This window comes from Falsiroseomonas algicola, assembly GCF_011040385.1.
Lineage (GTDB): Bacteria > Pseudomonadota > Alphaproteobacteria > Acetobacterales > Acetobacteraceae > Falsiroseomonas > Falsiroseomonas algicola.
In genome coordinates, this window is sequence record NZ_JAAIKB010000002.1 from 257,832 (window position 1) to 280,019 (window position 22,188).

The window sequence follows — 22,188 nt, forward strand, 5'->3', positions numbered from 1 at the left end:
CCATGGACTCCCTGACACGCCGAATCGCGGCACCCCCGCAGGATCGCACGGACCGCCCGCTGCGCATCGCGGTGGTCGGTGCCGGCATCCTGGGCCTGACCACCGCCTGGGCGCTGGCGCGACGCGGCCACCGGGTGACCGTCCTCGATGGCGGCCTGATCCCCAACCCCGCCAGTTCCTCCGCCGATGAGGGGCGCATCATCCGTCACGCCTACGGCACCATGGAAGGCTACGCCGCCATGATGCCGGCCGCCTTCGCCGCCTGGCGGGCGATCTTCGCGGAGACCGGCCAGGACCGCCTGGTGCCGACGCGGGCCATCTATGCGCTGCGGGAGGAGACGCCCTGGCAGGGCGCCGTCGCCCGCACCCAGGCCTGCCACGGCCTGCCCTTCACGGAACTCGACCCCGCCTCCATCCCCGTCCTCAACCCCGATGGCGTCATCCGCGCCATGGAAGTGGGGGGATCGGGGATGCTGCTGGCCGCCCCCATCCTGATGGATCTGGTGCGGCTGCTGCCCCGCCTCGGCGCCGACCTCCGCTCCCACACCCATGTCGCCGCCTGCCCCGAAGGCGGTCCGGTGCTGGCGGATGGCACGCGCGTCGCCGCCGACGCCACGATCGTCGCCGCCGGCGCTGGCGTGCTGACCCTGCTGCCGGAGGCCGCGCGGCGCTTCGGGCTGCGGGCGTCTCTGCAAACCGTGGCCTATCTGGGACCGCCGCCAGGGTTGTGGGAGGAGGCGCCGATGCTGCTCTGCCGGCTGCCTGGGCACCCGACCGGCGGCGTCTATGTGCTGCCGCCTCGGGCGGGCACGCGGCTCAAGATCGGGGATTACGACACCTCCCTCACCGTCGATCCCACCGCACCGCGCGATCCGCCCCGGGCCTCGCGCGTCGCCGCGCTGCTGGATGCCGGCGCCCGCGCCATCGCGGGCTTCGACCGCTACCGCCTGATCGCGGCGCGCCACTGCCTCTACACCATGGCGCCGGGGGACCGTTTCGTGCTGCGCCCCGTCGCCCCCGGCGTGACGCTCGCCAGCGCCTGTTCCGGCCATGGCTTCAAGCTGGCGCCGCTGATGGCGTTGGGCCTCGCGGCGGCGGTGGAGGGACACGTGACGCGCGAGGAACTCGCGCTCTGGGCTGGCGGCCACGCCGCTTCCGACGGATGATGCGCCGCAGAGGAGAGTCACCATGTCCTATGCGACCGCGAAGCCGATCGCCGTCAGCGAGATCCCCGTCATCGACATCGCCGGCCTGGTGGCGGGCGACCCCGCAGCCAGCGCCGCCGCTGGCCGCGCCATGCGGGAGGCCAGCGAGCGCATCGGCTTCTTCTACGTCGCCAACCACGGCATTCCCCAGGCGCTGATCGACAGCGTCTTCGCCCGCGCACGGGACTTCTTCGCCCTGCCGGAGGAGGCGAAGGCCGCGGTGAAGGTGAACAAGCGCCACCGCGGCTGGATCGGCCATGGCGGCGCGAAGATGTATACGGGCGCCAAGGTCGATCTGAAGGAAAGCTTCGTCTTCGGCCTCGAATTGCCGGAGGATGATCCGGAGGTCGCCGCCGGCACGCCGCTGATGGGCCCGAACCAGTGGCCCGAAGCGCTGCCCGCGCTGCGCGACACCGTCTATCCCTATTACGAGGCGGTGCTCGGGCTCGGCCAATCCGTGCTGCGCGGGCTCGCCTTGAGCCTCGGCCGCGATGCCGGCTTCTTCGCGGAACGCTTCGCCCGTCCCTTGGCGCGCGGATCGCTCATCTGGTACCCGCCGCAGCCGCCCGACCTCGGCCAGGACCAGTTCGGCGTCGCGCCCCACACGGATTACGGCGGGCTGACCTTCCTCTACCAGGACAATACCGGCGGGCTGCAGGTGCTGAACGCCGCGGGCGAATGGGTCATGGCGCATCCCATCGAGGGCACCTTCGTCGTCAATATCGGCGACCTCATGCATCGCTGGACGAATGACCGCTTCCATTCCAACCCGCATCGCGTGGTGAACACCTCCGGCCGCGCGCGCCAGAGCCTCGCCGTCTTCTACGATCCCGGCTTCCACACCGTGGTCGATCCGCGCGACCTGCTGGACGATCCCACGCAGGCGAAGCACGCGCCCGTGGCCTGCGGGGAATGGGTGGTGGGCCGCTTCGACAAGGCCTTCCGCTACCGGGCGCCGACGGGCTGACCCTGGCGATGGCGGCGGACCGTTCCCCCCTGCTTCAGCCGGATTGGCGCTATGTCGAGGCCCCGAGCCTCGATGCCTTCCAGCGCGCCGATTGGGACCTGCTGGCTCGCCAGCGCCGGGTCTTCGATGCCGGGCAGCAGGCCGCCCATGCGCTGCGCCTGCTGGAATCGACCGCCGCCGATCCCGGCTTCGGCTACCAGGTGAACAACTACCGTCACAGCCTGCAGGCCGCGACGGCGGCGCTGCAGGATGGGCGGGACGAGGAATACGTCGTCGTCACCCTCTTCCACGATGTCGGCTTCACCATCTGCCCGACCAGCCACGGCGCCTTCGCCGCCGCCATGCTGGCGCCCTATGTCAGCGAGGCCAGCCGCTGGATCCTGGAACGCCACCAGATCTTCCAGGCCCATCACTGCCACGACCATCCGGATGAGGCGGTGGACCCGGATGCCCGCGAACGCTGGCGCGGCCACCAACACTTCGCCGCCACGGCGGAGTTCGTGGAGCGCTACGACATCACCACCATCGCCGCCGGCCTGCCGGAGGCGCCGCTCTCCGTCTTCGCCCCCATGGTCGCGCGCATCCTGGCGCGCCCGCCACGGCGCCTGCACCTGCCGTGAGGCCGCCGCCCGCCGCGGCGCGATGGCAGGGCCGCCGCCGCGCCCTGCTCGACCTCGCCCAATTCGCGCTCTTTGCCGGGGCGCTGGTCTGGCTGGTCGTCTCCGGCGCGGCGGGCATGGGCTACAACTGGCAATGGCAGCGCGTGCCGCGATACCTGTTCCAGGTCTTCGAGGGCGAGTTCTTCCCCGGCCCCCTGCTGATGGGCCTGGTCGTCACGCTGGAGATCAGCGCCATCGCGCTGCTGCTGACCATCATCATCGGCCTCGGCGCCGCGATCCTGCGGCTCTCGGGCTCCATCGCCGGGCGCTGGATCGTGCTCGCCTATGTCGAGGCCATCCGCAACACGCCGCTGCTGGTGCAGCTCTACATCGTCTATTTCATCCTGGCCCCGATCCTCGGCATGGACCGCTTCTGGGCCGGCGTGCTGGCGCTGGCGATCTTCGAAGGCGCCTTCGCCGCCGAGATCTTTCGGGGTGGGATCCAGGCCGTGCGCCTCGGGCAATGGGAAGCCGCATGGACGCTGGGTCTTTCCCGCGCCCAGGCCTATCGCCTGGTGGTGCTGCCCCAGGCCTTGCGCGTGATCCTGCCGCCGCTCGCCGGGCTCGGCGTGTCGCTGATCAAGCACTCCGCCATCGTCAGCGTCATCGCCATCTTCGACCTGACCAATGAAGGCCGGAACGTCATCAGCGACACCTTCATGACCTTCGAGATCTGGTTGACCGTCGCCGCGCTCTATCTATGCGTCACGGTCACGCTGTCGCTCGCCGTGCAGGGGCTGGAACGCCGGCTGCGCGGCACCGCCGCCTGAACGACACCAAGAAGGAGAGAGACGATGGGTTGGATCACGAGACGCTTCCTGGCCCCCGCCGCCGCGGCCGGCGCCGCGGTGTCCATCACCGGCACGGCGCAGGCACAGGGCGCCGATGCCCGCGCCGCGCTGGCCGCGTCCTCGGTGATCGAGGAGATCAAGCGCCGCAACACGCTGCGCGTCGGCATGTCCACCTTCGTGCCCTGGGCCTTCCGCAACCGCGCGGGGGAGCTCATCGGCTACGAGATCGACGTCGCGACGCGCCTGGCGCAGGATATGGGCGTGCGGCCGGAATTCGTCCCCACCGCCTGGGACGGCATCGTCCCCGCGCTGCTGGCCGGGCGCTTCGACATGATCATTGGCGGCATGACGGTGACGGCGGCGCGCAACCTCTCCGCCAACTTCACCAATTCCTACTCCGCCTCCGGCGTGGACCTCGCCGCCAGCAAGCGCCTGGCGGAGGGCATGGTCACGATGGAGGCCTGGAACCGCCCCAACGTCACCATCAGCGGCCGCCGCGGCACCTCGGCGCTGGCCGCCGCGCAGCGCCTCTTCCCCCGCGCGACTTTCCGGCAGTTCGACGACGATGCGCAATCCATCCTGGAAGTCGTGAACGGCCGCGCCCATGGCATGGTCGGCTCCATGCCCCGCCCGCGCTTCGCGGTGCTGGAGAATGAGGCCGCGTTGTTCAGCCCCTTCCCGCAGCCGCTCGCCCGCCAGATCGACAGCATGGCGGTGCGCAAGGGCGACCCGGATGCGCTGAACTTCCTCAACAACTGGATCGCGTCGCGCCAGCTCGACGGCTTCCTGGAGGAACGCCAGGCCTACTGGTTCCAGAACCGCGAATGGCGGGACCAGGTCCCGGGCTAATGAACCGTCCAGGAGGTCCTTTCGCGCGGGGCACCCCGCGCTTCGGCCTGCTGGACGCTGCCCTGCTGGCGATCGTCGTCGGCGCGCTGGGCTTCCTCGCCTGGCGCGCCGGCGCGGCGCTGGACTATCGCTGGAACTTCGGCCCCGTGCTGGGCTTCGTGGCGCGGCAGGATGCCTCCGGCGCCTGGGTCGCGAACCTGCTGCTGCAGGGCGTGATGACGACGCTCCGCGTCTCCTTCTGGGCGGCGATCGTCGCCGCCGTGGTCGGCACGCTGATGGGCATCGCGCGCAGCGCGACGGCGCTGCTGCCGCGCCTCATCGCCGGCGCCTATGTCGAGACCATCCGCAACATCCCGCCCCTGGTCTTCATCTTCGTCTTCTACTTCTTCGTCACCGCGCAGATTGTCCCCGCGCTCGGCATCGAGGACTGGATCCGGCGGCAGGACGCGGAGACGCTGCGCCTGATTGGCTGGTTCTTCGGCCCGCCCCAGCAGGCGGCCGGTGTCATCGCCGCCATCCTCTGCCTCGGCCTTTTCGAGGGCGCCTATGTCGCGGAGATCGTGCGCGCCGGCATCCAGTCCCTGCCGCGCGGGCAGTGGGAGGCCGGGCAGGCGCTCGGCCTCTCGCGCCTCCGGCTGTTCCGCCTGGTGATCCTGCCCCAGGCCGTGGCGCGCGTGGTGCCGCCGCTGGCGGGGCAGGGGATCAGCCTGGTGAAGGACAGCTCCATCATCTCCCTCGTCTCCATCCAGGATCTGAGCTTCCTGGGCGCCGAGGTCGCCGCCACGACGAACCGGGTCTTCGAGACCTGGCTCATCGTCGCGCTCTTCTACTTCATCATCTGCGCCCTGCTCTCCGCCGCCGCCGCGCGGCTGGAACGGCGCTTCGCCCAGAGGACCACATGACCGACGAGACCAACCCCGCCTGGATCCGCCTGGTGCCCTACGACGAAAGCGAGGGCTACCTGCGGACGCTCTATGACCGCGTGAAGGGCCCGGGCGGCAAGATCGACAACGTGATGCGCGCCCACAGCCTGCGGCCGCACACGATGGAAGGGCACAGCGCGCTCTACAAATCCGTCCTGCACCACACCGGCAATTCCATGCCCGTCTGGTTCCTGGAATGCCTGGCCGTCTACACCAGCCTGTCGAACCGCTGCGACTATTCCGTGGCGCACCACTTCGCCGGCCTGTCGCGGCTGCTGAAGGACGAGGCCCGCGCCGGTGCCATCTACAAGGCCTTCGCCGCGGCCCAGCCGGAACGCGTCTTCGACGGCAAGGAACTCGCCCTGCTGCGCTACGTCCGCAAGCTGACGCTCGACCCGCAGGGCATGGTGGAGGCCGACATCGCCGCGTTGCGGGAGGCGGGCGCCAATGACGGGGAGATCCTGGAGGCCAACCAGGTCTGCGCCTACTTCAACTACTCCAACCGCCTGCTGAACGGCCTCGGCGTCACGACGGCCGGGGACATCCTCGGCACCTCGCCGCCCAACACCGATTCACTCGACGATTGGGAACACCACTGACGCTTGAAGCCCTCTCCCCCCGACGGGGGGAGAGGGTTGGGTGAGGGGGGGCCACCCGCCCTGTTCCTCACTCCGCGCTGATGCGCGCCCGCGTCGCGACCTCCCGCCACTGCGGCACTTCCACCCGCATCCGCTCCGCCAGCCGCGCGGGCCCGTCCAGCAGCAGCTTGGCGCCGCTTTCCTCCATGCGCGTGGCCAGGATGTTGCCCCGCGCCAGCGGCGCCATCTCCGCGACCAGCCGGTCCACGACGGCCGGCGGCGTGCCGCGCGGCCCGAACATCGCGTACCAGATGAAGAGGTCGAAGCCTGGCACCACCTCCGACAGGCTCGGCACGTTCGGTAGCGCGGCGCTGCGTTCCCCGCTGGTGATGCCGAGCGCGCGCAGCCGCCCGTCCCGCAGATGCGGCAGCGCATCGATCGTGCCCGCCACCACCAGATCCGTGTCGCCGGACAGCAGCGCCGTCGTCGCCTGCGCCGCGCCGCGATAGGGCACGTGCAGCAGTTCGATCCCCGCCCGGGTGGCAAACAGCGCGCCGCCCATATGCGTGGTCGATCCGACGCCGGAGGTGCCATAGGTGATGCCATCCGGCCGCGCCTTCGCGCGCGCGACCAGGTCCGCCAAGTCCCGGATCGGATGGTCCGGCCGCGTCATGATCACCATCGGCGCGTCGCTGATCACCGTGATCGGGACCAGGTCGCCCAGCGGGTCGTAGCCCGGATTCCGCATCAGCGCCGGCGCGATGGCGACACCGGAGGTCGAGACCAGCAGCGTGTGCGGATCGTTCGTCGCCACCACCTCCCGCGCCCCGATCGAGCCGCCCGCGCCAGGCCGCGTCTCCACCAGCACGGTCTGGCCCAGCGCGCGGCCGAGGTGGTCCGCCAGGAAGCGCGCCGGCACCTCCACCGGGCCGCCGGGGGCGAAGGGCACGATGAAGCGGATGGTCCGGCTGGGCCAGGGCGCCTGCGCCAGGGCAGGCAAGGGCAGGGTGGCGGCGGCAGCCACCAAGGCTCGGCGGGTCATGCGCATCATTGGCGTTCCTCCCTGACGGTTGACAATATCAACCAATATCGCCGAAACCCACAAGAGCCTACCGGAAAGACCTCGCCCGATGGACCGCATGGGGTTCCGATCCCGCCTGCCGCGCCTGCTTGGCATCCGCCATCCGATCATCCAGGGCGGCATGAGCTGGGCGTCTTCGAGCCCCGCCCTGGCGCTGGCGGTCAGCCGGGCGGGCGGGCTCGGCGTGATTGCGGCGGGGCCGATGCGGCCCGATGACCTGGTCGCCGCCATCCGCACCGTCCGCGCCGGCACCGACGCCCCCTTCGCCGTCAACGTGCCGCTCTACAACAAGCGATCGGCCGAGTTCCTCGACATCGCGGCGGCGGAGCGGGTGCCGGTGATGATCGGCAGCCAGGGCGGCCCGCGCGGCCATGTCGAGCGCTTCCAGCGCCTCGGCGCGAAGTGGCTGCACGTCGTCGCCGCGCCCGAACACGCCGTGAAGGCGGAAGCGGCCGGCGTGGACGCCCTGATCGTCGTGGGCGGGGAGGCCGGCGGCCACCCGCCGCCGCATGAGGTCTCGACGCTCGTGCTGGTCCGCGCCGTGGTGAAGGCCGTCACCATCCCCGTCATCGCCGCCGGCGGCATCGCGGATGGCGCCGGCATCTGCGCGGTCTTCGCCCTGGGCGCGGAGGGCGCGCAGCTCGGCACCCGCTTCCTCATGACGCGGGAGGCGACGGTCCACGACGCCTACAAGCAGGCGGTGCTCAAGGCCGGCATCGCCGACACCGCCCTGGTCGGCAAGCAGGGCCTGCCCATCCGCCAGCTCCGCAACGACTTCTCCGCCGCCATGGCCGCCGCGGAGCGCGCGGGGGCGACGAAGGAGACGCTGGACGAGATGTTCAAGTCCCGCACCCTGAAGGACGCCGCGCTGGACGGTGACGTCGCCAACGGCAAGACGGAGGCCGGCCAATCCGCAGGGCTGATCGACGACATCCCGGGCGCGGAGGAACTGATGGGCCGCCTGGTGCAGGAGGCCGAGGCGATGCGCCTCCGCCTGGCGGGGGCCTCGCCATGAAGCCGCTGGAAGGGGTGCGCATCCTCGACCTCTCCCGCGTCCTCGCCTGCCCCTTCGCCACCATGCTGCTGGCGGAGATGGGCGCCGAGGTCATCAAGGTGGAACAGCCCGGCGCCGGCGACGAGACGCGAAGCTTCGAGCCCTTCTTCGACTTCGGCGTCAGCGGCTACTACCTCGCCTGCAACCGCGCCAAGCGCAGCATCACGGTGGACATGCGCAAGGAAGGCGGGCGCCAGGTGATCCGCGACCTCGCCGCGCGCGCGGATGTCGTCGTCGAGAATTTCCCGACCGGCGCGCTGAAGCGGCGGGGGCTCGACTACGCCTCGCTGAAGGAGGTCAACCCGCGCCTCGTCTATCTCTCCTGCACCGGCTTCGGCCAGACCGGTCCCTATGCGAAGCGCAAGGGCTACGACACGGTCTTCCAGGCCATGGGCGGGCTGATGAGCCTGACGGGCGAGCGTGGCGGCGGCCCGGTGAAACCGGGTCTTCCCGTCGCCGACCTGACCTCCGGCTTGTGGGTCGCGATCGGGCTGCTCGCGGCACTGCGCGGGCGGGATGCGACGGGGCAGGGCGCGCATGTCGATTTCAGCATGCTGGACGGCCAGGTCGCGCTGCTGACCATCGCGGCCGCGCGGCTGTTTGCGTTGAACGAGGTGCCGCCGCGCCTCGGCACGGAGCATCCGGGCCGCGTGCCGACCGCCAGCTTCCGCTGCCGCGACGGCCGCTTCCTGCACATCACCGCCAGCGACCAACATTGGGCGCCGCTCTGCACTGCGCTCGGCCTGCAGGAATTGTTGGCCGATCCCGCGCTGGGCACGAATGCCGGCCGCCTGGCGCAGCGCGACCGGGTGATGGCCGCGATGACGACGGCGATGGAGGCGATGACCCGCGCGGAGGCGGTTGCCGCGCTGGATGCCGTCGACGTTCCGAACGGCCCCGTGCTCGCGCTCGACGAGGTCGTCGCCGACCCGCATGTCCAGGCTCGTGGCTGCATCGCCGATGTCGCGCATGGCGAGGCGACGCACCCCGCGCTCCGCCTGCCCTTCCGCTTCGACGGCTTCGACGACCCCGCGCCACGCCCCGCCCCCGCGCTCGGCGCCGATACCGACGCCATCCTCTCCGAACTCGGCTATGACGCCGCCCGCATCGCCGCGCTGCGCGAGGAATCCGCCCTATGACCGATGCCGTCCTGCTCTACGACGCGGCCGATGGCCTGGTGACGCTGACGCTAAACCGCCCCGCCGCCCGCAACGCGCTGAACACGGCCCTCGCGGAAGCGCTCGCCGCCGCCTGCCGTCGCGCGATGGCGGAGGCTGCGAAGCTGGTCGTCATCCGCGCCAATGGCCCCGTCTTCTGCGCCGGCGCGGACCTCAAGGAGCGGCAGGGCATGAGCGACGACGCCGTCCGCGCCCGCCGCGTGAAGGGCTTCCTGGCGTATGACCTGATCGAGCGCCTGCCCATGCCCTCCATCGCCGTGGTGGAAGCGCCCGCCATCGGTTCCGGCGTCGAGATTGCCGGCGCCTGCGACTTCATCATCGCCACCCCCAAGGCCAGCTTCCGCACGCCCGAGGCGCTGTGGGGCACGGTGGGCGCGACGCAGCGGCTCCCCCGCATCCTCGGCAAGCGCTTGGCCAAGGACATGATGTTCACCGGCCGCACCCTGACGGCGGAGGAAGCGCTGGCCGCCGGTTTCGTCACGCGCCTCCTCCCGCCCGAAGCGCTGGAGGCCGCACTCGCGGACATCACCGCGACCATCCTGAAGGCGCCTGCCACCGGCCTCGCTTTGGCCAAGCGCAGCATCGATGAGGGGCTGGAACGCGACCCGCGCGGTGCCCTCGCGACAGAACTGCTGGCGATCGAGGAAAGCCTGGCCGCCGCGGAGTGGCGCAAGACCATGGCAGGCTTCGGCTCATGAGCTGGACGAAGCGCCTCGCCGACTTCCTCGACGCCAACGCAAGGGATCGCGGCGACGCGGAGGCCGTGGTCGCCCGCGACGCGCGCCTGACCCAGGCGCAACTGCGCGACGAGGCGCGCGCCATCGCCCGCAGCCTGCTGGCACGCGGCATCGGCAAGGGCGACTTCGTGGGCCTCCTCATGGCCAACGATGCGCGCTGGGTCAGCAGCTTCTACGCCTGCGCACTCATCGGCGCCGTGACCGTGCCCATCAACACGCGGTTCAAGGCGCCGGAGATCGCCTTCGCGCTGTCCCGCGCGCGCTGCAAGGCCGTGCTGCTGTCTGGGACCTTCCTCGGCATCGATTTCGCCGCGGCGGTGCGCCAGGTGGCGCCGGAACTCCCCGACCTCGCCCACATCATCGTCAGCGGCGAGGAATCCTGGGACGTGTTCCGCGCGCAGCAGGCACCCGAAGCGGCGCTGAACGCTGCCATCGCGCTAGTCGCGGCGGACGATCCGCTGCTCGTGCAATACACCTCCGGCACCACGGCGCATCCCAAGGGCGTGCTGCTGACGCATCACAACATGCTCCGCAACGCCACCGTCTGCGCCGCGAAACTCGGCGTCGGCGCGGCGGATCGCTACCTCAACTGCCGCCCCTTCTTCCACGTCGCGGGCTCGACCCTCTCGCTCCTCGTCTGCCTCGTCACCGGCGCCACCCTCGTCACGCCCCCGACCTTCGAGGCGGGCGAGGCGCTGGCCCTGCTGGAGCGCGAGCGCTGCACCGTCACCTCCGGCAATGACGCGATCTTCCAGCTCATGCTCGCCCATCCCGCCTTCGACCGCGCCCGCATCCACCTTCGCGGTGGTTGGGCCGCGGCGGGGCCGGAGACGATGCGCCGCATCGTGGAGGAGATGGGCGTTCGTGACCTCTGCTGGGCCTATGGCCTCAGCGAGGCGTCGCCCAATGTCGCTCTCTCTGACCACCGCGAGCCCGTCGCCGCCCGCATCGCCGGCGGCGCCGTGCCGCATGAAGGGTTGCAGGTCCGGATCGCCCACCCCGAGAGTTTCGCCCCCCTGCCGCCCGGCACCGCCGGGGAGATCCAGGTGAAGGGCTGGTCCGTCATGAAGGGTTACCTCAATGACCCCGACAACACGGCCAAGGCCTTCACCCCCGACGGTTTCCTCCGCACCGGCGACCTCGGCACCCTCGACGGCGATGGCCGGCTTCGCATGGTGGGCCGCATCAAGGACGTGATCCGCGTGGGTGGGGAGAATGTGGCCCCCGCCGAGGTCGAGGAAGTCCTCTCCTCCCACCCCGCCGTCGCCATGGCCCAGGTGGTCGGCGTGCCCGATGCGCGTCTGGGCGAGGTCTGCGCCGCCTTCGTGCAGCTGCGCGATGGCGCCAGCATCGAGGCCGCGGATCTCCTCGCCTGGCTCAAGCCCCAGGTCGCGAATTTCCGCCTGCCCCGGCACCTCCGCATCGTGAAGGATTTCGAGGCCATCGGCATGACGGCCAGCGGCAAGGTGCAGAAGGTGAAGCTGCGCGCCCATGCGCTGGAGGCGCTGGGGCTGGCTTCGTGACATCTGCATGAATTTGCCCCTTGTATACCTAAAGCGCGCCATCCCGTTAATCCGCCCTTCACAAGGGGCCCATGATTCTCCATGTGAAATCAACGGGGTTCACCCCCGGCCTGGTTGGGGAACGGGGCTGGCGATGCCGGATGGCGTGATGATGGGCGGCAGGGCCGCGGGCGATCTGCGTCGCCAATGCGCGGCCGTGCCGTTGACGGGCGCCCCGGGCGATCTGCGCGTGGTACTGGTGACCAGCCGGGAGACGCGCCGCTGGGTGGTCCCCAAGGGCTGGGTCGAACCTGGTGAGGCGCCGCATGTCAGCGCGGCGCGGGAGGCCTTCGAGGAGGCGGGGCTGGAGGGGGAGGCCGATCCCGACCCGCTCGGCACCTACGCCTATGACAAGCGCAAGGCGAATGGCGTGCTGCTGCCCTGCGAGGTGCTGGTCTTCCGCTACCGCGTGACCCGCCTGCTGGCGGAGTGGCCGGAGCGCCACCAGCGCGAACGCCGCCTGTTCCGCCCCGAAGCCGCGGCGGCGCTTGTCCTGGAGCCCGACCTCGCCAGGCTCCTGCGCAGCCTCGCCGCCCCGTAAATCCGGCGGTCCAGGGTCCCCCTGGACCCTGGCGAGGGGGCACGGGGGAGCAGCGCTCCCCCGTCTTCTGCCTACGCCCCGAACCCTTCCGGCGTGATCCCCCGCGGCTTCACCATGTCGTAGGGCCCGCGCGGCAGGAAGCGCCCGGTCCCCGGCTCCGCCTGCACCTTGCCGTCCCGCATCACCACCTCGCCCCGCCGGATCGTCGTCACCGGCCAGCCCGTCACTTCCAGCCCCTCATAGGGCGTGTAGTCGATGGCGTGCTGCATCAGCGCGTTGGTGATCGTGACCTTCTTCTTCGGATCCCAGAGTGCGAGGTCCGCATCCGCGCCCGGCTGGATCGCGCCCTTGCGCGGATAGAGCCCCATCAGCCGCGCCGGGTTGGTGCTCGTCAGCTCCACGAATTTCTCGATGGAGATGCGGCCCTTGGAGACGCCCTCGCTGAAGATGATCGGTAGCCGCGCCGCCAGGCCCGGGATGCCGTTCGGGATCTTCTCGAAGCTCGCATCGCGGCCGGAGGAACCCTTGCCCTTCGTGCCTTCGTAGCTGAAGCCGCAATGGTCGGAGGAGACGACGTCGAGCGTGCCGCGCCGGATCATCTCCCAGATCCGCGCATGCTCCGCCGTGTCGCGGGGGGAGGGCGAGCACATGAACTTCGCGCCCTCGAAGCCCGGCCGGTCCATGTCGGCGGCGGTCAGCGTCACGTATTGCGGGCAGGTCTCGCCCCACACCTTCACGCCGCGCGCCTGGGCGCGGGCGATCTCCTCCGCCGCATCCTCGCAGGAGACGTGGAAGACCTGGATCGGCTGGTCCACGAGTTCCGCCAGCGCGATGGCGCGATGCGTCGCCTCCCGTTCGACGACGCGCGGCCGCGACCAGGCATGATATTTCGGCCCGGTCAGCCCGGCATCCAGCAGCGCGCGGGTGCGCCAGCCGATGGCGTCGTAGTTCTCGCAATGGACGGTGACGAGGCAGCCATGCTCGCGGGCCGTCAGCAGCACCTTGATGTATTCGGCGTCGCTCAGATGGAGCGGCTCATAGGTCAGGAAGACCTTGAGGCTGCGCACCCCCTCCGCCACCAGCTTCGGCACCTCGTCCTTCAGGACGGTGTCGGTCGGGTCGCTGATGATCTGGTGGAAGGCGAAGTCGAGCATGCCCGTCTCGCCGCGCTTGCGGGCATCGACGTAGCGTTCCCAGACGCCGAAGCCCTTCCATTGCGGGATGAAGCAGACGACGCTGGTGGTGCCGCCGGCGAAGGCGCTGGCGGAGGCGGTGACGAAGCTTTCCTCATTCACCGTGACCTGCGGCTCGCCGTCGCTCATCGTGTAGCCGCCGCGCGACGTCTCCTCGATGTGGCAGTGGCTGTCCACGCCGCCGGGCAGCACCAGCAGCCCGCCGGCGTCGATCACCTGCGCGGCGTCCGAGATGCTCTCCGCGATCGCGGCGATGCGGCCATCCCTGATGCCGATGTCGCAGCGCGTGACGCCGAAGCTGGTGGCGACCTGGCCGCCACGGATGGCGATGTCGTAGGTGCTCATCGTGAACCTCCTATCGTCGGTCTGCTGCATGGCCGGCATAGCCGCGGCCGTAGCGTTTCTCGAGCTGCCGCTGCACCAGTTCCCAGGCCGTGGTCATCACCAGGTACCAGCAGGCGGCGGCGATGAAGAGTTCCAGCACCAGGAACTTCTCCTGGATCAGGATCTGCGTCCGCCGCAGCAACTCCTCCATGGAGATCACGCTGGCGACGGAGGTGGTCTTGAGCAGCCCGTTCACGCTGTTGCCGAGCGGCGGGATGATGATGCGGAAGGCCTGCGGCCAGGTGATGGTGCGGAAGACCTGCATGCGGGACAGGCCGAGCGCGAGGCCCGCCTCCCGCTGCCCCGCGCTGACGGCGGAGATGCCCGATCGCACGATCTCGCTGAGATAGGCGGCCTCGTTCAGCGCAAGGCCCAGCAGCGCCGCCGTCGTCACGCTGAAGCGGATGCCGAAAAGCGGCAGGCCCGTATAGATGATCAGCAGCTGCACCAGCAGCGGCGTGCCGCGGAAGATCCAGCAATAGAAGCCCGCGATGGCCGCCAGCACCTTGTTGCCGGACAGGCGCATCAGGGCGATCAGCACGCCGAGCAGCAGGCCGAAGAAGAGGGAGGCCGCGGTCAGCCACAGCGTCGTGACCGCGCCTTCCAGGAGATAGGCATTGAAGAGGTAGTCGAGGAAACCCGACCAGGACCAGATATGGATGGGAAGGCTCCCTGCTGTTCAGTGAAGCCGGCCCCGCGGGACGCGGGGCCGGGGGCAGTTCTCAGTTCGGGCCGACGATCTCGAAAGCGCCGGTCCACTTGCTGGCGCCGTAGCGGTCGAACAGCCGGTCATACCAGCCATCCGCGCGCATCTCCGTCATCACCTTCGCCACTTCGTTCGCCAGCACGCGGCTGCGGAAGTTCAAGCTGGCCGGGCTGGGATAGAGGCCGTTCAGCACGCGGGAGAATTCGCCGCGCTGGTCGTATTCGGCGGCCACGGCGTCGACATTCGTCACCGCCTCCACCTGGCCCGCGCGCAGCGCCTGGAAGGCGACCGCGAAATTGTCGAAGGTGCGGATGTTCAGCGGGCGGAGGCCCTTGGCCTGCAGTTCCGTGCTGATCTGGCGCGTACGCGCTTCCTCGAAGCCGCCAAGCTCCACGCCGATGGTGCGGCCGGCCAGGTCATCGACGCTGCGGATGTTGAGCGGGTTGCCACGCGCGGCGCTGATCGCGATCGCCTGGTTCTCGTAGCGCAGCATCTGCATGATGCGCGCGCGCTCCTCCGTGTAGAAGGTGCCGGTGTTGATCATGTCCCAGCGCCGCGCGGCCAGGCCCGGGATCATGGCGCTGAACTCGATCCGCACCCATTCCGGCGTCAGGCAGAGCCGGCGCGCGATCTCCACGCCCAACTCAAAGCGCAGGCCCTGCAGCTGGCCCTGGGCATCGACATATTGCAGCGGCCGCAGCGTCGGGTTGATCGACATCACCAGCGTGCGCGGCTTGATGAGTTCGCTGTCGGCGACGCGCGGCGTGCAGGCCGGGGTCTGGGCGAAGGCGGGTGTCGCGAAGGCGGCGAGGGCCGCGGCGAGAAGAAGGCGACGCATGTGAGTTCTCCCTGTTTGAACGGTCGATTCAGGCGGCCTGGCGGGCGCCCTCGGAAAGCAGGCCCATCTTCTGCAGCACGGCCGACAGGGCGGCGGTATCGGCCCCCGGCAGCGGCAGCCGCGGCGGGCGCGGATCGCCCATGCCCATGCCCATCAGCTTGAAACCCATCTTGGTGCCGCTGACGTAGCGCGGGCCGCCGACGAAGGGCAGCAGCGGCATCAGCTTCCGATAGAGGGGCAGCGCCTTGTCCATGTCCTTGTCGAAGGCGGCGGCATGGAACATGTCCGTGCTCAGCTTCGGCGCGAGGTTGCTGCACACCGCGACCCAGCCGATGGCGCCGAGCCAGGCGCTTTCATAGCCGAGCACGCCGGCGAAGACCTCCATCCGGTCGCCGCAGAGATCGACGATGTCGCGCACGCGGGTCACTTCCAGCGTGCTCTCCTTCACATACTTGCAGTTCGGGATGCGGGAGATCTCGGCCAGCATCGCGGCCGTCATGTCCACATTCGCCGTGGCGGGGTTGTTGTAGACCATGATGGGAATGCCGATCGCCTTCGCCACCGTGTCGTAGTGGTGCATCAGCTCCGGCAAGGTCGGCACGGAATAGAAGGGCGGGATGATCATCACGCCATCGGCGCCGAGCGCTTCCGCTTCCTTGGAGGTGCGCACGACTTCCCGCGTATCCTCGGCGCCCGTGCCGATCAGCACGGGCACGCGGCCGCGCGCGGTCTTCACCACCGTCTCGACGATCTGCGTGCGTTCATCGGGCGAGACGGAAAGGAACTCGCCCGTGGAGCCCAGCGGGATCAGGCCGCGTATACCTTCGCGGATCTGGAATTCCACCAGCCGCTCCAGCGCCTTGACATCGACGGCGCTGCCATCTTCCGTGAAGGGCGTGATCAGGACGGTGTAGCAGCCGCGAAAAGGCTCGCCGGCCATCGAATGACTCCCATGTCTCAAGTGGGCGCCATCCAGCCCAGTTTCCGCGAAAGCATCAAGCCCACTCCATGCGCCTGACCCATCCGGACATCCCGCCCGCTGCCGAAGCCGTGGGCATCACCTTCGACGGCCGCCCGATTCCCGCGCTGCCCGGGGAAACCGTCGCGGCCGCGCTCTCGGCCGCTGGCGAGATGGTGTTGCGGTATACGGCATCCGGCGCGCCGCGCGGGCTGCATTGCGGCATGGGTGCCTGCTTCGACTGCCTCGTCACCATCGATGGCCGCGCCAACCAGCGCGCCTGCCTGGCGAAGGTGGAGCCCGGCATGCGCGTGGAGCGCGCCGCCCCCGAACGCCCCGCGCCGCTGGCCCCTGTGGCCGAGCATCAGGCGGAGCAGCGCGGCTGCGACCTGCTGGTGGTCGGCGCCGGCCCCGCGGGCCTCGCCGCCGCCATCGCCGCGGCGGAAGCCGGCGCCAGCGTCATCGCCCTCGATGAGCGTGATGCCCCCGGTGGCCAGTACCTCAAGCCGCTGGCCAAGAGCCACAGGCACGCTGCCCCGGACCGCCAGTTCCGCCAGGGTGACGCGCTGCGGGACCGCGCGAAGGCCGCCGGCGTGACCTTCCATTTCGGCGCCACCGTCTGGGGAGGCTTCTCCGACAACGAGGTCGCCGCGCTGGTGGAAGGCCGCAACGTGCTGTTCCGCCCGCGCCGCCTGGTGATCGCCGCCGGTGCGCATGAACGCCCCGTGCCGATTCCGGGCTGGACCTTGCCTGGCGTGATGACGACGGGCTGCCTGCAGACCCTGGCCCGTGCCAACCGCGTCTCGCCCGGGGAGCGCGTGGTGATCGCCGGCAACGGCCCGCTGAACCTCCAACTCGCCTGCGAATTGGTGGAGGGCCGCGTGAAGGTCGCGGCGGTGCTGGAAGCCGCGCCGAAGCCCGGTTTCTGCGCCTGGCGCCAGGCGCTCCGCCTCGCCGCGAAGGCGCCGGACCTTGCCTGGGATGGCGCCCGCTACCTCGCGACCCTGAAGCGCGCCGGCGTGCCCCTGATCTGGGGCGCCACGCCCGTCGCCGCGGAAGGGGAGGGGCGTTTCGCCCGCCTCCGCGCCGCCACCCCCGGCGGCGAGATCACCATCGAGGCCGATGCGCTGGCCCTCAACCTCGGCTTCCAGCCAGAGACCGGCCTGGCCCGCGCGCTCGGCTGCGCCCATCGCTTCACCGATTCTGGCCTGGGACGGCTGGAAACGGTCACGGATGACGACGGCCGCACCAGCCTCCCCACCGTCTTCGCCATCGGCGATGGCGCGCAGATCGGCGGATCGCGCATCGCGCTCTCCCGCGGCCGCCTCGCTGGGCTCGCCGCTGCGCGGGACCTGCTGCCCGATGTCCCGGAGGACACTGCCTCCCGCCGCGCCCTTGCCCGCGCCGTCGATTTCCAGGATGCGCTCTGGCGCTTCTTCGCCGTGCCCGCCTTCGATGTCACCGCCATCGCCGACTCCACGCTGGTCTGCCGGTGTGAGGAAGTGACGGCCGGCACGCTGCGTGCCGCCAAGGCCGAGGGCGCCTGCTCGCTGGGGGCGGTGAAGAAGGCGACGCGCGCCGGCATGGGCCGCTGCCAGGGCCGCATGTGCGGCGCGACGGTCGCCCGCCTGGTCGGCGCCTCGGAGGAAGCGGGCTTCGCCGCCCCCCGCGCGCCGCTCAAGCCCGTGCCCGCCATCGCACTCGCCATGGAGAAGCCGGAATGGAGCGAGGGCCCCTCCGCCGATCCCGGCCCCACCGCCCCTGCGACCCGCAAGCCGCCGACCGGCGAGACGCTGAGCTGCGACGTGCTGGTCGTCGGCGGCGGCGCCCTCGGCCTCTCCACCGCGCTGGCCTGCGCGCGGGATGGCCTCGACGTGCTGGTCGTGGAACGCGCGGAGCCCGGCCAGGGCGCGACCACCGCCAATGCCGGCAGCCTCCATGTCCAGCTCCACGCCTATGACAGCGCCGGCGCAGCGGAGGGGCCGGAGAGCGCGGCGGCGCAGGTCCTCGCCATCGGCCCGGAGAGCATCCGCCTCTGGCGCGCCATCGCCGCCGACTCCGGCGAACATCTCGGCATCCGGACCGAAGGCGGCATCATGCTGGCCGAGACGGCCGAGCAGATGCGGGCGCTGACCGACAAGGTCGCGATGGAGCGCCAGTTCGGCGTCGCCTCCGACATGCTCGGCCCGAACGAGCTCTACGCCATGGCGCCCTACCTCGCGCCCGGTTTCGCGGGCGCCGCCTTCTGCCCGGATGAGGGCCAGATGGACCCGCTGCGCGGCCTCTCCGTGCTGATGCGCGCCGCGACGCGGGCCGGCGCGCGCCTCCGCGCCTCCACCGCCATCGCGGCGATCGAGCGCGACGGCACGGACTTCACCGCCGACACCGCCGATGGCCTTCGCATCCGCGCCGGCCATGTGGTGAACGCGACCGGCCCCTGGGCCGCGCAGCTCGGCGCCATGCTGGGCGCGCCCATCCCCGTGAAGGCGGCCGTGCAGCAGGTGATGGCGACTGAGGCTGCGGGCGGCGAGATCATGCGCCACCTGGTGCTGCATTCCGGCCGCCATCTCTCCGTCAAGCAGGGCGATGCGGGACACCTGGTGATCGGCGGCGCCTGGCCTGGCGTGACGGACAGCGCCGGCCGGCCGCGCAACCTCCGCGCCTCGATCGAGGGCAACCTCTACGTCGCGCGCACCGTGCTGCCGGCGCTGGCGGGGCTGCATGTCATCCGCGCCTGGACGGGGGTGAACGTCCAGCTACCCGGCCCCATCATCGGTGCCGATGCCCGCGTGCCCGGGCTGCACCACGCCGTCACCTTCAATGGCTGGACGCTCGGTCCCGTTGTCGGGCAACTCGTGGCCGATGGCATCCGCGGCCGCGGCGCCGCGCCCCGGGTCTTCTCCCCCAACCGTTTCTGAATTGTCGCTTGTGCGGTTGCGAAGGCGTGCCGATGCTGTGCGGATGAATCGCTTCGACCTCCTCGTCATCGGCCACGGCATCGTGGGGCTCGCCCATGCGCTGAAGGGCGCGCAAGCCGGGCTTCGCGTCGGGGTGCTGGACCGCGACGTGCGGGCCAATGGCGCCTCCATCCGGAACTTCGGCTTCGTCACCGTCACCGGCCAGGGTGCGCCGGATACCTGGCGCCGCGCCCGCCACGCCCGCGATGTCTGGGCCGATGTCGCGCCGAAGGCCGGCATCCCCGTCATCCATCGCGGCACGCTGATGGCCGCGCGCCGACCCGAAGCCGTCGCCGTCATCGAGGAATTTGCCGCCGGCCCGATGGGGGAGGGCTGCACCGTGCTGCGCCGCGACGCGCTGCCCGAACCGCTCCGCCAGGACGGCGCCGTGCTGGCCGCGCTGCACTCGCCGCACGAACTCCGCGTCGAAAGCCGCGACGCCATCCCGAAGCTGCGAAGCTGGCTTGCGACCCAGGGCGTGACCTTCTTCCCGGGCCGCGCGGCGCTGTCGGTGGAAACCGGCCGCGTCGAAACGCCGCAGGGACCGCTCCACGCCGACCGCATCGCCGTCTGCCCCGGCACGGACCTCGTCAGCCTTTTCCCGGACGCCTTCGCGAAGCGCCAGGTCACGCTCTGCAAGCTGCACATGCTGCGGCTCGCCGATCCCGGCTGGCGACTGCCGGCGGCGGTGATGAGCGACCTCGGCCTGCATCGCTACCGCGGCTACCACGGCTGCCCTTCGCTGCCCGCGCTGCGGGCCGAACTGGCGCGCGACCAGCAGCCGCATCTCGACAATGGCGTGCACCTCATCGTCGTGCAGTCGGCCGATGGCTCGCTGGTGGTCGGCGACAGCCACCACTACGACCCCACCCCCGATCCCTTCCAGCCGGAAGCGGTGGATGCGCTGATCCTCGACGAATACGCCAGGGTGCTCGGCACGCCGCCGCCCACCATCGACCGCTGGATCGGTGTCTATCCCTCCGGCCCCGATGACGCCTTCTTCGAGGAGGTCGCCCCGGGCGTCATGCTCGTCTCCGTCACCTCCGGCACCGGCGCTTCCACGGCGTTCGGCCTCGCCGCCGATGTCTTCACCGCATGGGGTCTGCCCGCATGATCAAGGCCGTTGTTCTGGACTGGGCCGGCACGGTGCTGGACCATGGCAGCCGCGCGCCCATGGGCGCCTTCGTCGGCGCCTTCGCGCATTTCGGCGTCACCATCTCCATCGCCGATGCGCGCGGGCCGATGGGCATGGCCAAGGCCGACCACATCCGCATGGTCGGCGCCGCCGTCAACGAATCCTGGCGCGCGAAGCATGGCCGGGACTTCGACGAATCCGACGTCCAGGCGATCTTCGAGGTCTTCGAGCCCCTGAACATCGCCGCCGTCGAGGCCCATTCCGCCCTGATCCCCGGCGCCGCCGAGACCCTCGCCACGCTGGCCGAACGCGGCATCCGCATCGGCTCCACCACCGGCTACACCCGCCCCATCATGCAGCGCCTGGCGCCCCTCGCGGCCGCGCAGGGTTTCACGCCGGAGATCATGGTCTGCGCCGGCGACCTCGCCGCCGGCCGCCCCGCACCGCTGCAGATGTGGAAGGTGATGGCGGAGATGGGCATCTGGCCCGCCGCCGCCGTGGTGAAGGTGGACGACACGCCGCCCGGAATCGGGGAAGGCCGCGCCGCCGGCACCTGGACCGTGGGCCTGGCGCTCTCCGGCAACATCGCCGGGCTCTCCGCCGAGGAACTCGCCGCGCTGACGGAGGCCGAGCGCGACGCGATCCGCGCCCGCGCCACCGCGGAACTGGTGGAATCCGGCGCTCACCTCGTCATCGACAGCATCGCCGACCTCCCCTGGGCCATCACCGCCATCGAGGAACGGATCGCGGCCGGCGAGGCCCCCTGACGCGCTGATTGACGCCTGACACCGAACTGAAACAGTATCGTCATCACAGCGACGTCAGATCGCGGCTAGGGCAGGCAACGCACGCCAGGGAAGGACCCAACCCGCATGCGTTTCGCCTTGATTGCCGCCGGCCTCCTGGCCGCCCTCCAGCTCGCCGAGGCGGAGGCCCAGTCCCGGACGCGCCTCACCGTCTATACCGCGCTGGAAAACGAACAGCTTGCCCCCTTCAAGGCCGCCGCCGAGGCCGCGGTGCGGGATATCGAGATCGTCTGGGTGCGCGACAGCACCGGCGTCATCACCGCCCGCCTGATCGCCGAACGCCAGAACCCCCGCGCCGACGTCGTCTGGGGCCTTTCCGTCTATTCGCTGCTGCAGATGGAAAGCCTCGAGATGCTGGAGGGCTACACCCCCGCCGGCGCCGAAGCGCTCCGCCCCAACATGCGCAGCGACCGCAGCCCGATGACCTGGACGGGCATGGACGCCTTCGTCTCCACCATCTGCTTCAACACGGCCGTCGCCGCGCAACGCAACCTGCCGCGGCCCTCCACCTGGGCGGATCTGCTGGACCCGCGCTTCCGCAACCAGGTCGCCATGCCCAACCCCTCCTCCTCCGGCACCGGTTTCCTGACGGTCGCCGGCTGGATCGGCTCGATGGGGGAGGCGAATGCCTGGTCCTACATGACCCGCCTGCATGAGAATGCGCAGGTCTACACCCATTCCGGCAGCGCCCCCTGCAACAACGCGGCGCGCGGCGAATACGGGGTCGGCATCTCGCTCGACATGCGCGCCGTCACGCTCCGCAACCAGGGCGCGCCCATCGAGGTCATCATCCCGACCGATGGCGTGGGCTTCGACCTCGAAGGCACCGCCATCATGCGCGGCACGCGCAACCTGGATGCGGCGAAGCGGCTCGCGGATTTCGCGGTCTCCCGCCCCGCCATGGAACAGTATGGCCGCTTCTACGCGCTGCTCGCCATGCCGGGGGTGGATGCGACGGTGCGGAACTACCCGCCGGAATTCGCGCAGCGCCTGGTCAATGTGAACTTCCGGGAGACGGCGCTGCAGCGCGACCGAATCCTGCGCGAATGGTCGCAGCGCTTCGACGGCAAGTCGGCCCCGCGCTGA

General features: G+C 70.6%; 21 protein-coding genes. 16 read left to right on the forward strand and 5 right to left on the reverse strand.

Translation table 11 applies throughout. The annotated features are described in order from the left end of the window. Window positions 1-2: 2 nt before the first annotated feature. The 7 genes from G3576_RS06555 to G3576_RS06585 are packed head-to-tail and all read left to right on the forward strand — an operon-like array spanning window position 3 to window position 5,993. Window positions 3-1,166: an NAD(P)/FAD-dependent oxidoreductase gene (locus tag G3576_RS06555; RefSeq protein WP_164693554.1), complete on the forward strand. Its 1,164-nt coding sequence runs from the start codon at window positions 3-5 to the stop codon at window positions 1,164-1,166. Between the two features lie 22 nt (window positions 1,167-1,188). Further along, window positions 1,189-2,172, forward strand: coding sequence for an isopenicillin N synthase family dioxygenase (locus G3576_RS06560; protein WP_207622691.1), 984 nt, complete (start codon window positions 1,189-1,191; stop codon window positions 2,170-2,172). A gap of 8 nt (window positions 2,173-2,180) precedes the next feature. After that, entirely contained in the window at window positions 2,181-2,792 is a 612-nt protein-coding gene (locus G3576_RS06565; protein WP_164693555.1) for a phosphohydrolase, read from the forward strand. Beyond that, window positions 2,789-3,601: an amino acid ABC transporter permease gene (locus G3576_RS06570; protein ID WP_207622692.1), complete on the forward strand. Its 813-nt coding sequence runs from the start codon at window positions 2,789-2,791 to the stop codon at window positions 3,599-3,601. The genes G3576_RS06565 and G3576_RS06570 overlap by 4 nt, the downstream gene beginning before the upstream one ends. A gap of 24 nt (window positions 3,602-3,625) precedes the next feature. Beyond that, a complete protein-coding gene (locus tag G3576_RS06575; RefSeq protein WP_164693556.1) occupies window positions 3,626-4,471 on the forward strand; it encodes a transporter substrate-binding domain-containing protein in 846 nt (281 codons plus the stop codon). Next, entirely contained in the window at window positions 4,471-5,373 is a 903-nt protein-coding gene (locus G3576_RS06580) for an amino acid ABC transporter permease (protein WP_164693557.1), read from the forward strand. Before G3576_RS06575 ends, G3576_RS06580 begins: the two co-directional genes overlap by 1 nt. Further along, window positions 5,370-5,993 (forward strand): carboxymuconolactone decarboxylase family protein, encoded by a 624-nt coding sequence (locus tag G3576_RS06585; protein ID WP_164693558.1) that lies wholly within the window; start codon window positions 5,370-5,372, stop codon window positions 5,991-5,993. Before G3576_RS06580 ends, G3576_RS06585 begins: the two co-directional genes overlap by 4 nt. A 67-nt stretch (window positions 5,994-6,060) precedes the next feature. Here the strand turns inward: G3576_RS06585 and G3576_RS06590 are convergent, their stop codons facing one another. Next, the gene (locus G3576_RS06590) at window positions 6,061-7,014 is read right to left on the reverse strand and encodes a Bug family tripartite tricarboxylate transporter substrate binding protein (RefSeq protein WP_164693559.1); all 954 of its coding nucleotides are present in this window, start codon (window positions 7,012-7,014) and stop codon (window positions 6,061-6,063) included. 88 nt (window positions 7,015-7,102) lie between these two features. Here G3576_RS06590 and G3576_RS06595 point away from each other — a divergent pair, with 88 nt between their 5' ends. The 5 genes from G3576_RS06595 to G3576_RS06615 all read left to right on the forward strand — a co-directional run bounded on the left by G3576_RS06595 (window position 7,103) and on the right by G3576_RS06615 (window position 12,125). Then, a complete protein-coding gene (locus tag G3576_RS06595) occupies window positions 7,103-8,068 on the forward strand; it encodes an NAD(P)H-dependent flavin oxidoreductase (RefSeq protein WP_207622693.1) in 966 nt (321 codons plus the stop codon). Further along, window positions 8,065-9,246 (forward strand): CaiB/BaiF CoA transferase family protein, encoded by a 1,182-nt coding sequence (locus G3576_RS06600; protein ID WP_164693560.1) that lies wholly within the window; start codon window positions 8,065-8,067, stop codon window positions 9,244-9,246. The genes G3576_RS06595 and G3576_RS06600 overlap by 4 nt, the downstream gene beginning before the upstream one ends. Then, window positions 9,243-9,983, forward strand: a complete 741-nt coding sequence (locus G3576_RS06605; protein WP_164693561.1) for an enoyl-CoA hydratase/isomerase family protein — start codon at window positions 9,243-9,245, stop codon at window positions 9,981-9,983. The genes G3576_RS06600 and G3576_RS06605 overlap by 4 nt, the downstream gene beginning before the upstream one ends. After that, window positions 9,980-11,545 carry an AMP-binding protein gene (locus tag G3576_RS06610; protein WP_164693562.1) on the forward strand — a complete coding sequence of 522 codons (1,566 nt, stop codon included), beginning with the start codon at window positions 9,980-9,982 and terminating at the stop codon, window positions 11,543-11,545. The genes G3576_RS06605 and G3576_RS06610 overlap by 4 nt, the downstream gene beginning before the upstream one ends. 148 nt (window positions 11,546-11,693) lie before the next feature. Further along, window positions 11,694-12,125, forward strand: a complete 432-nt coding sequence (locus G3576_RS06615) for an NUDIX hydrolase (protein WP_207622694.1) — start codon at window positions 11,694-11,696, stop codon at window positions 12,123-12,125. A 71-nt stretch (window positions 12,126-12,196) separates the two neighbouring features. On the opposite strand, the gene hydA is transcribed toward G3576_RS06615, so the two are convergent. The 4 genes from hydA to G3576_RS06635 all read right to left on the reverse strand — a co-directional run bounded on the left by hydA (window position 12,197) and on the right by G3576_RS06635 (window position 16,186). Beyond that, window positions 12,197-13,663, reverse strand: coding sequence for a dihydropyrimidinase (hydA, locus tag G3576_RS06620; protein ID WP_164693563.1), 1,467 nt, complete (start codon window positions 13,661-13,663; stop codon window positions 12,197-12,199). Between the two features lie 10 nt (window positions 13,664-13,673). Then, window positions 13,674-14,363 carry an amino acid ABC transporter permease gene (locus G3576_RS06625; protein ID WP_164693965.1) on the reverse strand — a complete coding sequence of 230 codons (690 nt, stop codon included), beginning with the start codon at window positions 14,361-14,363 and terminating at the stop codon, window positions 13,674-13,676. Window positions 14,364-14,424: 61 nt separating this feature from the next. Further along, on the reverse strand, window positions 14,425-15,246 hold the full coding sequence (locus G3576_RS06630) for an ABC transporter substrate-binding protein (RefSeq protein WP_164693564.1): 822 nt from the start codon (window positions 15,244-15,246) through the stop codon (window positions 14,425-14,427). Window positions 15,247-15,274: 28 nt separating this feature from the next. Further along, the gene (locus G3576_RS06635) at window positions 15,275-16,186 is read right to left on the reverse strand and encodes a dihydrodipicolinate synthase family protein (RefSeq protein ID WP_164693565.1); all 912 of its coding nucleotides are present in this window, start codon (window positions 16,184-16,186) and stop codon (window positions 15,275-15,277) included. A 68-nt stretch (window positions 16,187-16,254) separates the two neighbouring features. Here G3576_RS06635 and G3576_RS06640 point away from each other — a divergent pair, with 68 nt between their 5' ends. The 4 genes from G3576_RS06640 (at window position 16,255) to G3576_RS06655 (ending at window position 22,188) form a co-directional block, all read left to right on the forward strand. Continuing rightward, window positions 16,255-19,122, forward strand: coding sequence for an FAD-dependent oxidoreductase (locus G3576_RS06640; protein ID WP_164693566.1), 2,868 nt, complete (start codon window positions 16,255-16,257; stop codon window positions 19,120-19,122). A 43-nt stretch (window positions 19,123-19,165) separates the two neighbouring features. Continuing rightward, window positions 19,166-20,275, forward strand: a complete 1,110-nt coding sequence (locus G3576_RS06645) for a TIGR03364 family FAD-dependent oxidoreductase (protein WP_164693567.1) — start codon at window positions 19,166-19,168, stop codon at window positions 20,273-20,275. Beyond that, complete coding sequence (gene phnX / locus G3576_RS06650; RefSeq protein WP_235951551.1) at window positions 20,272-21,063, forward strand: phosphonoacetaldehyde hydrolase; 792 nt, start codon at window positions 20,272-20,274, stop codon at window positions 21,061-21,063. Before G3576_RS06645 ends, phnX begins: the two co-directional genes overlap by 4 nt. Window positions 21,064-21,168: 105 nt before the next feature. Then, window positions 21,169-22,188, forward strand: a complete 1,020-nt coding sequence (locus tag G3576_RS06655) for a putative 2-aminoethylphosphonate ABC transporter substrate-binding protein (RefSeq protein WP_164693569.1) — start codon at window positions 21,169-21,171, stop codon at window positions 22,186-22,188.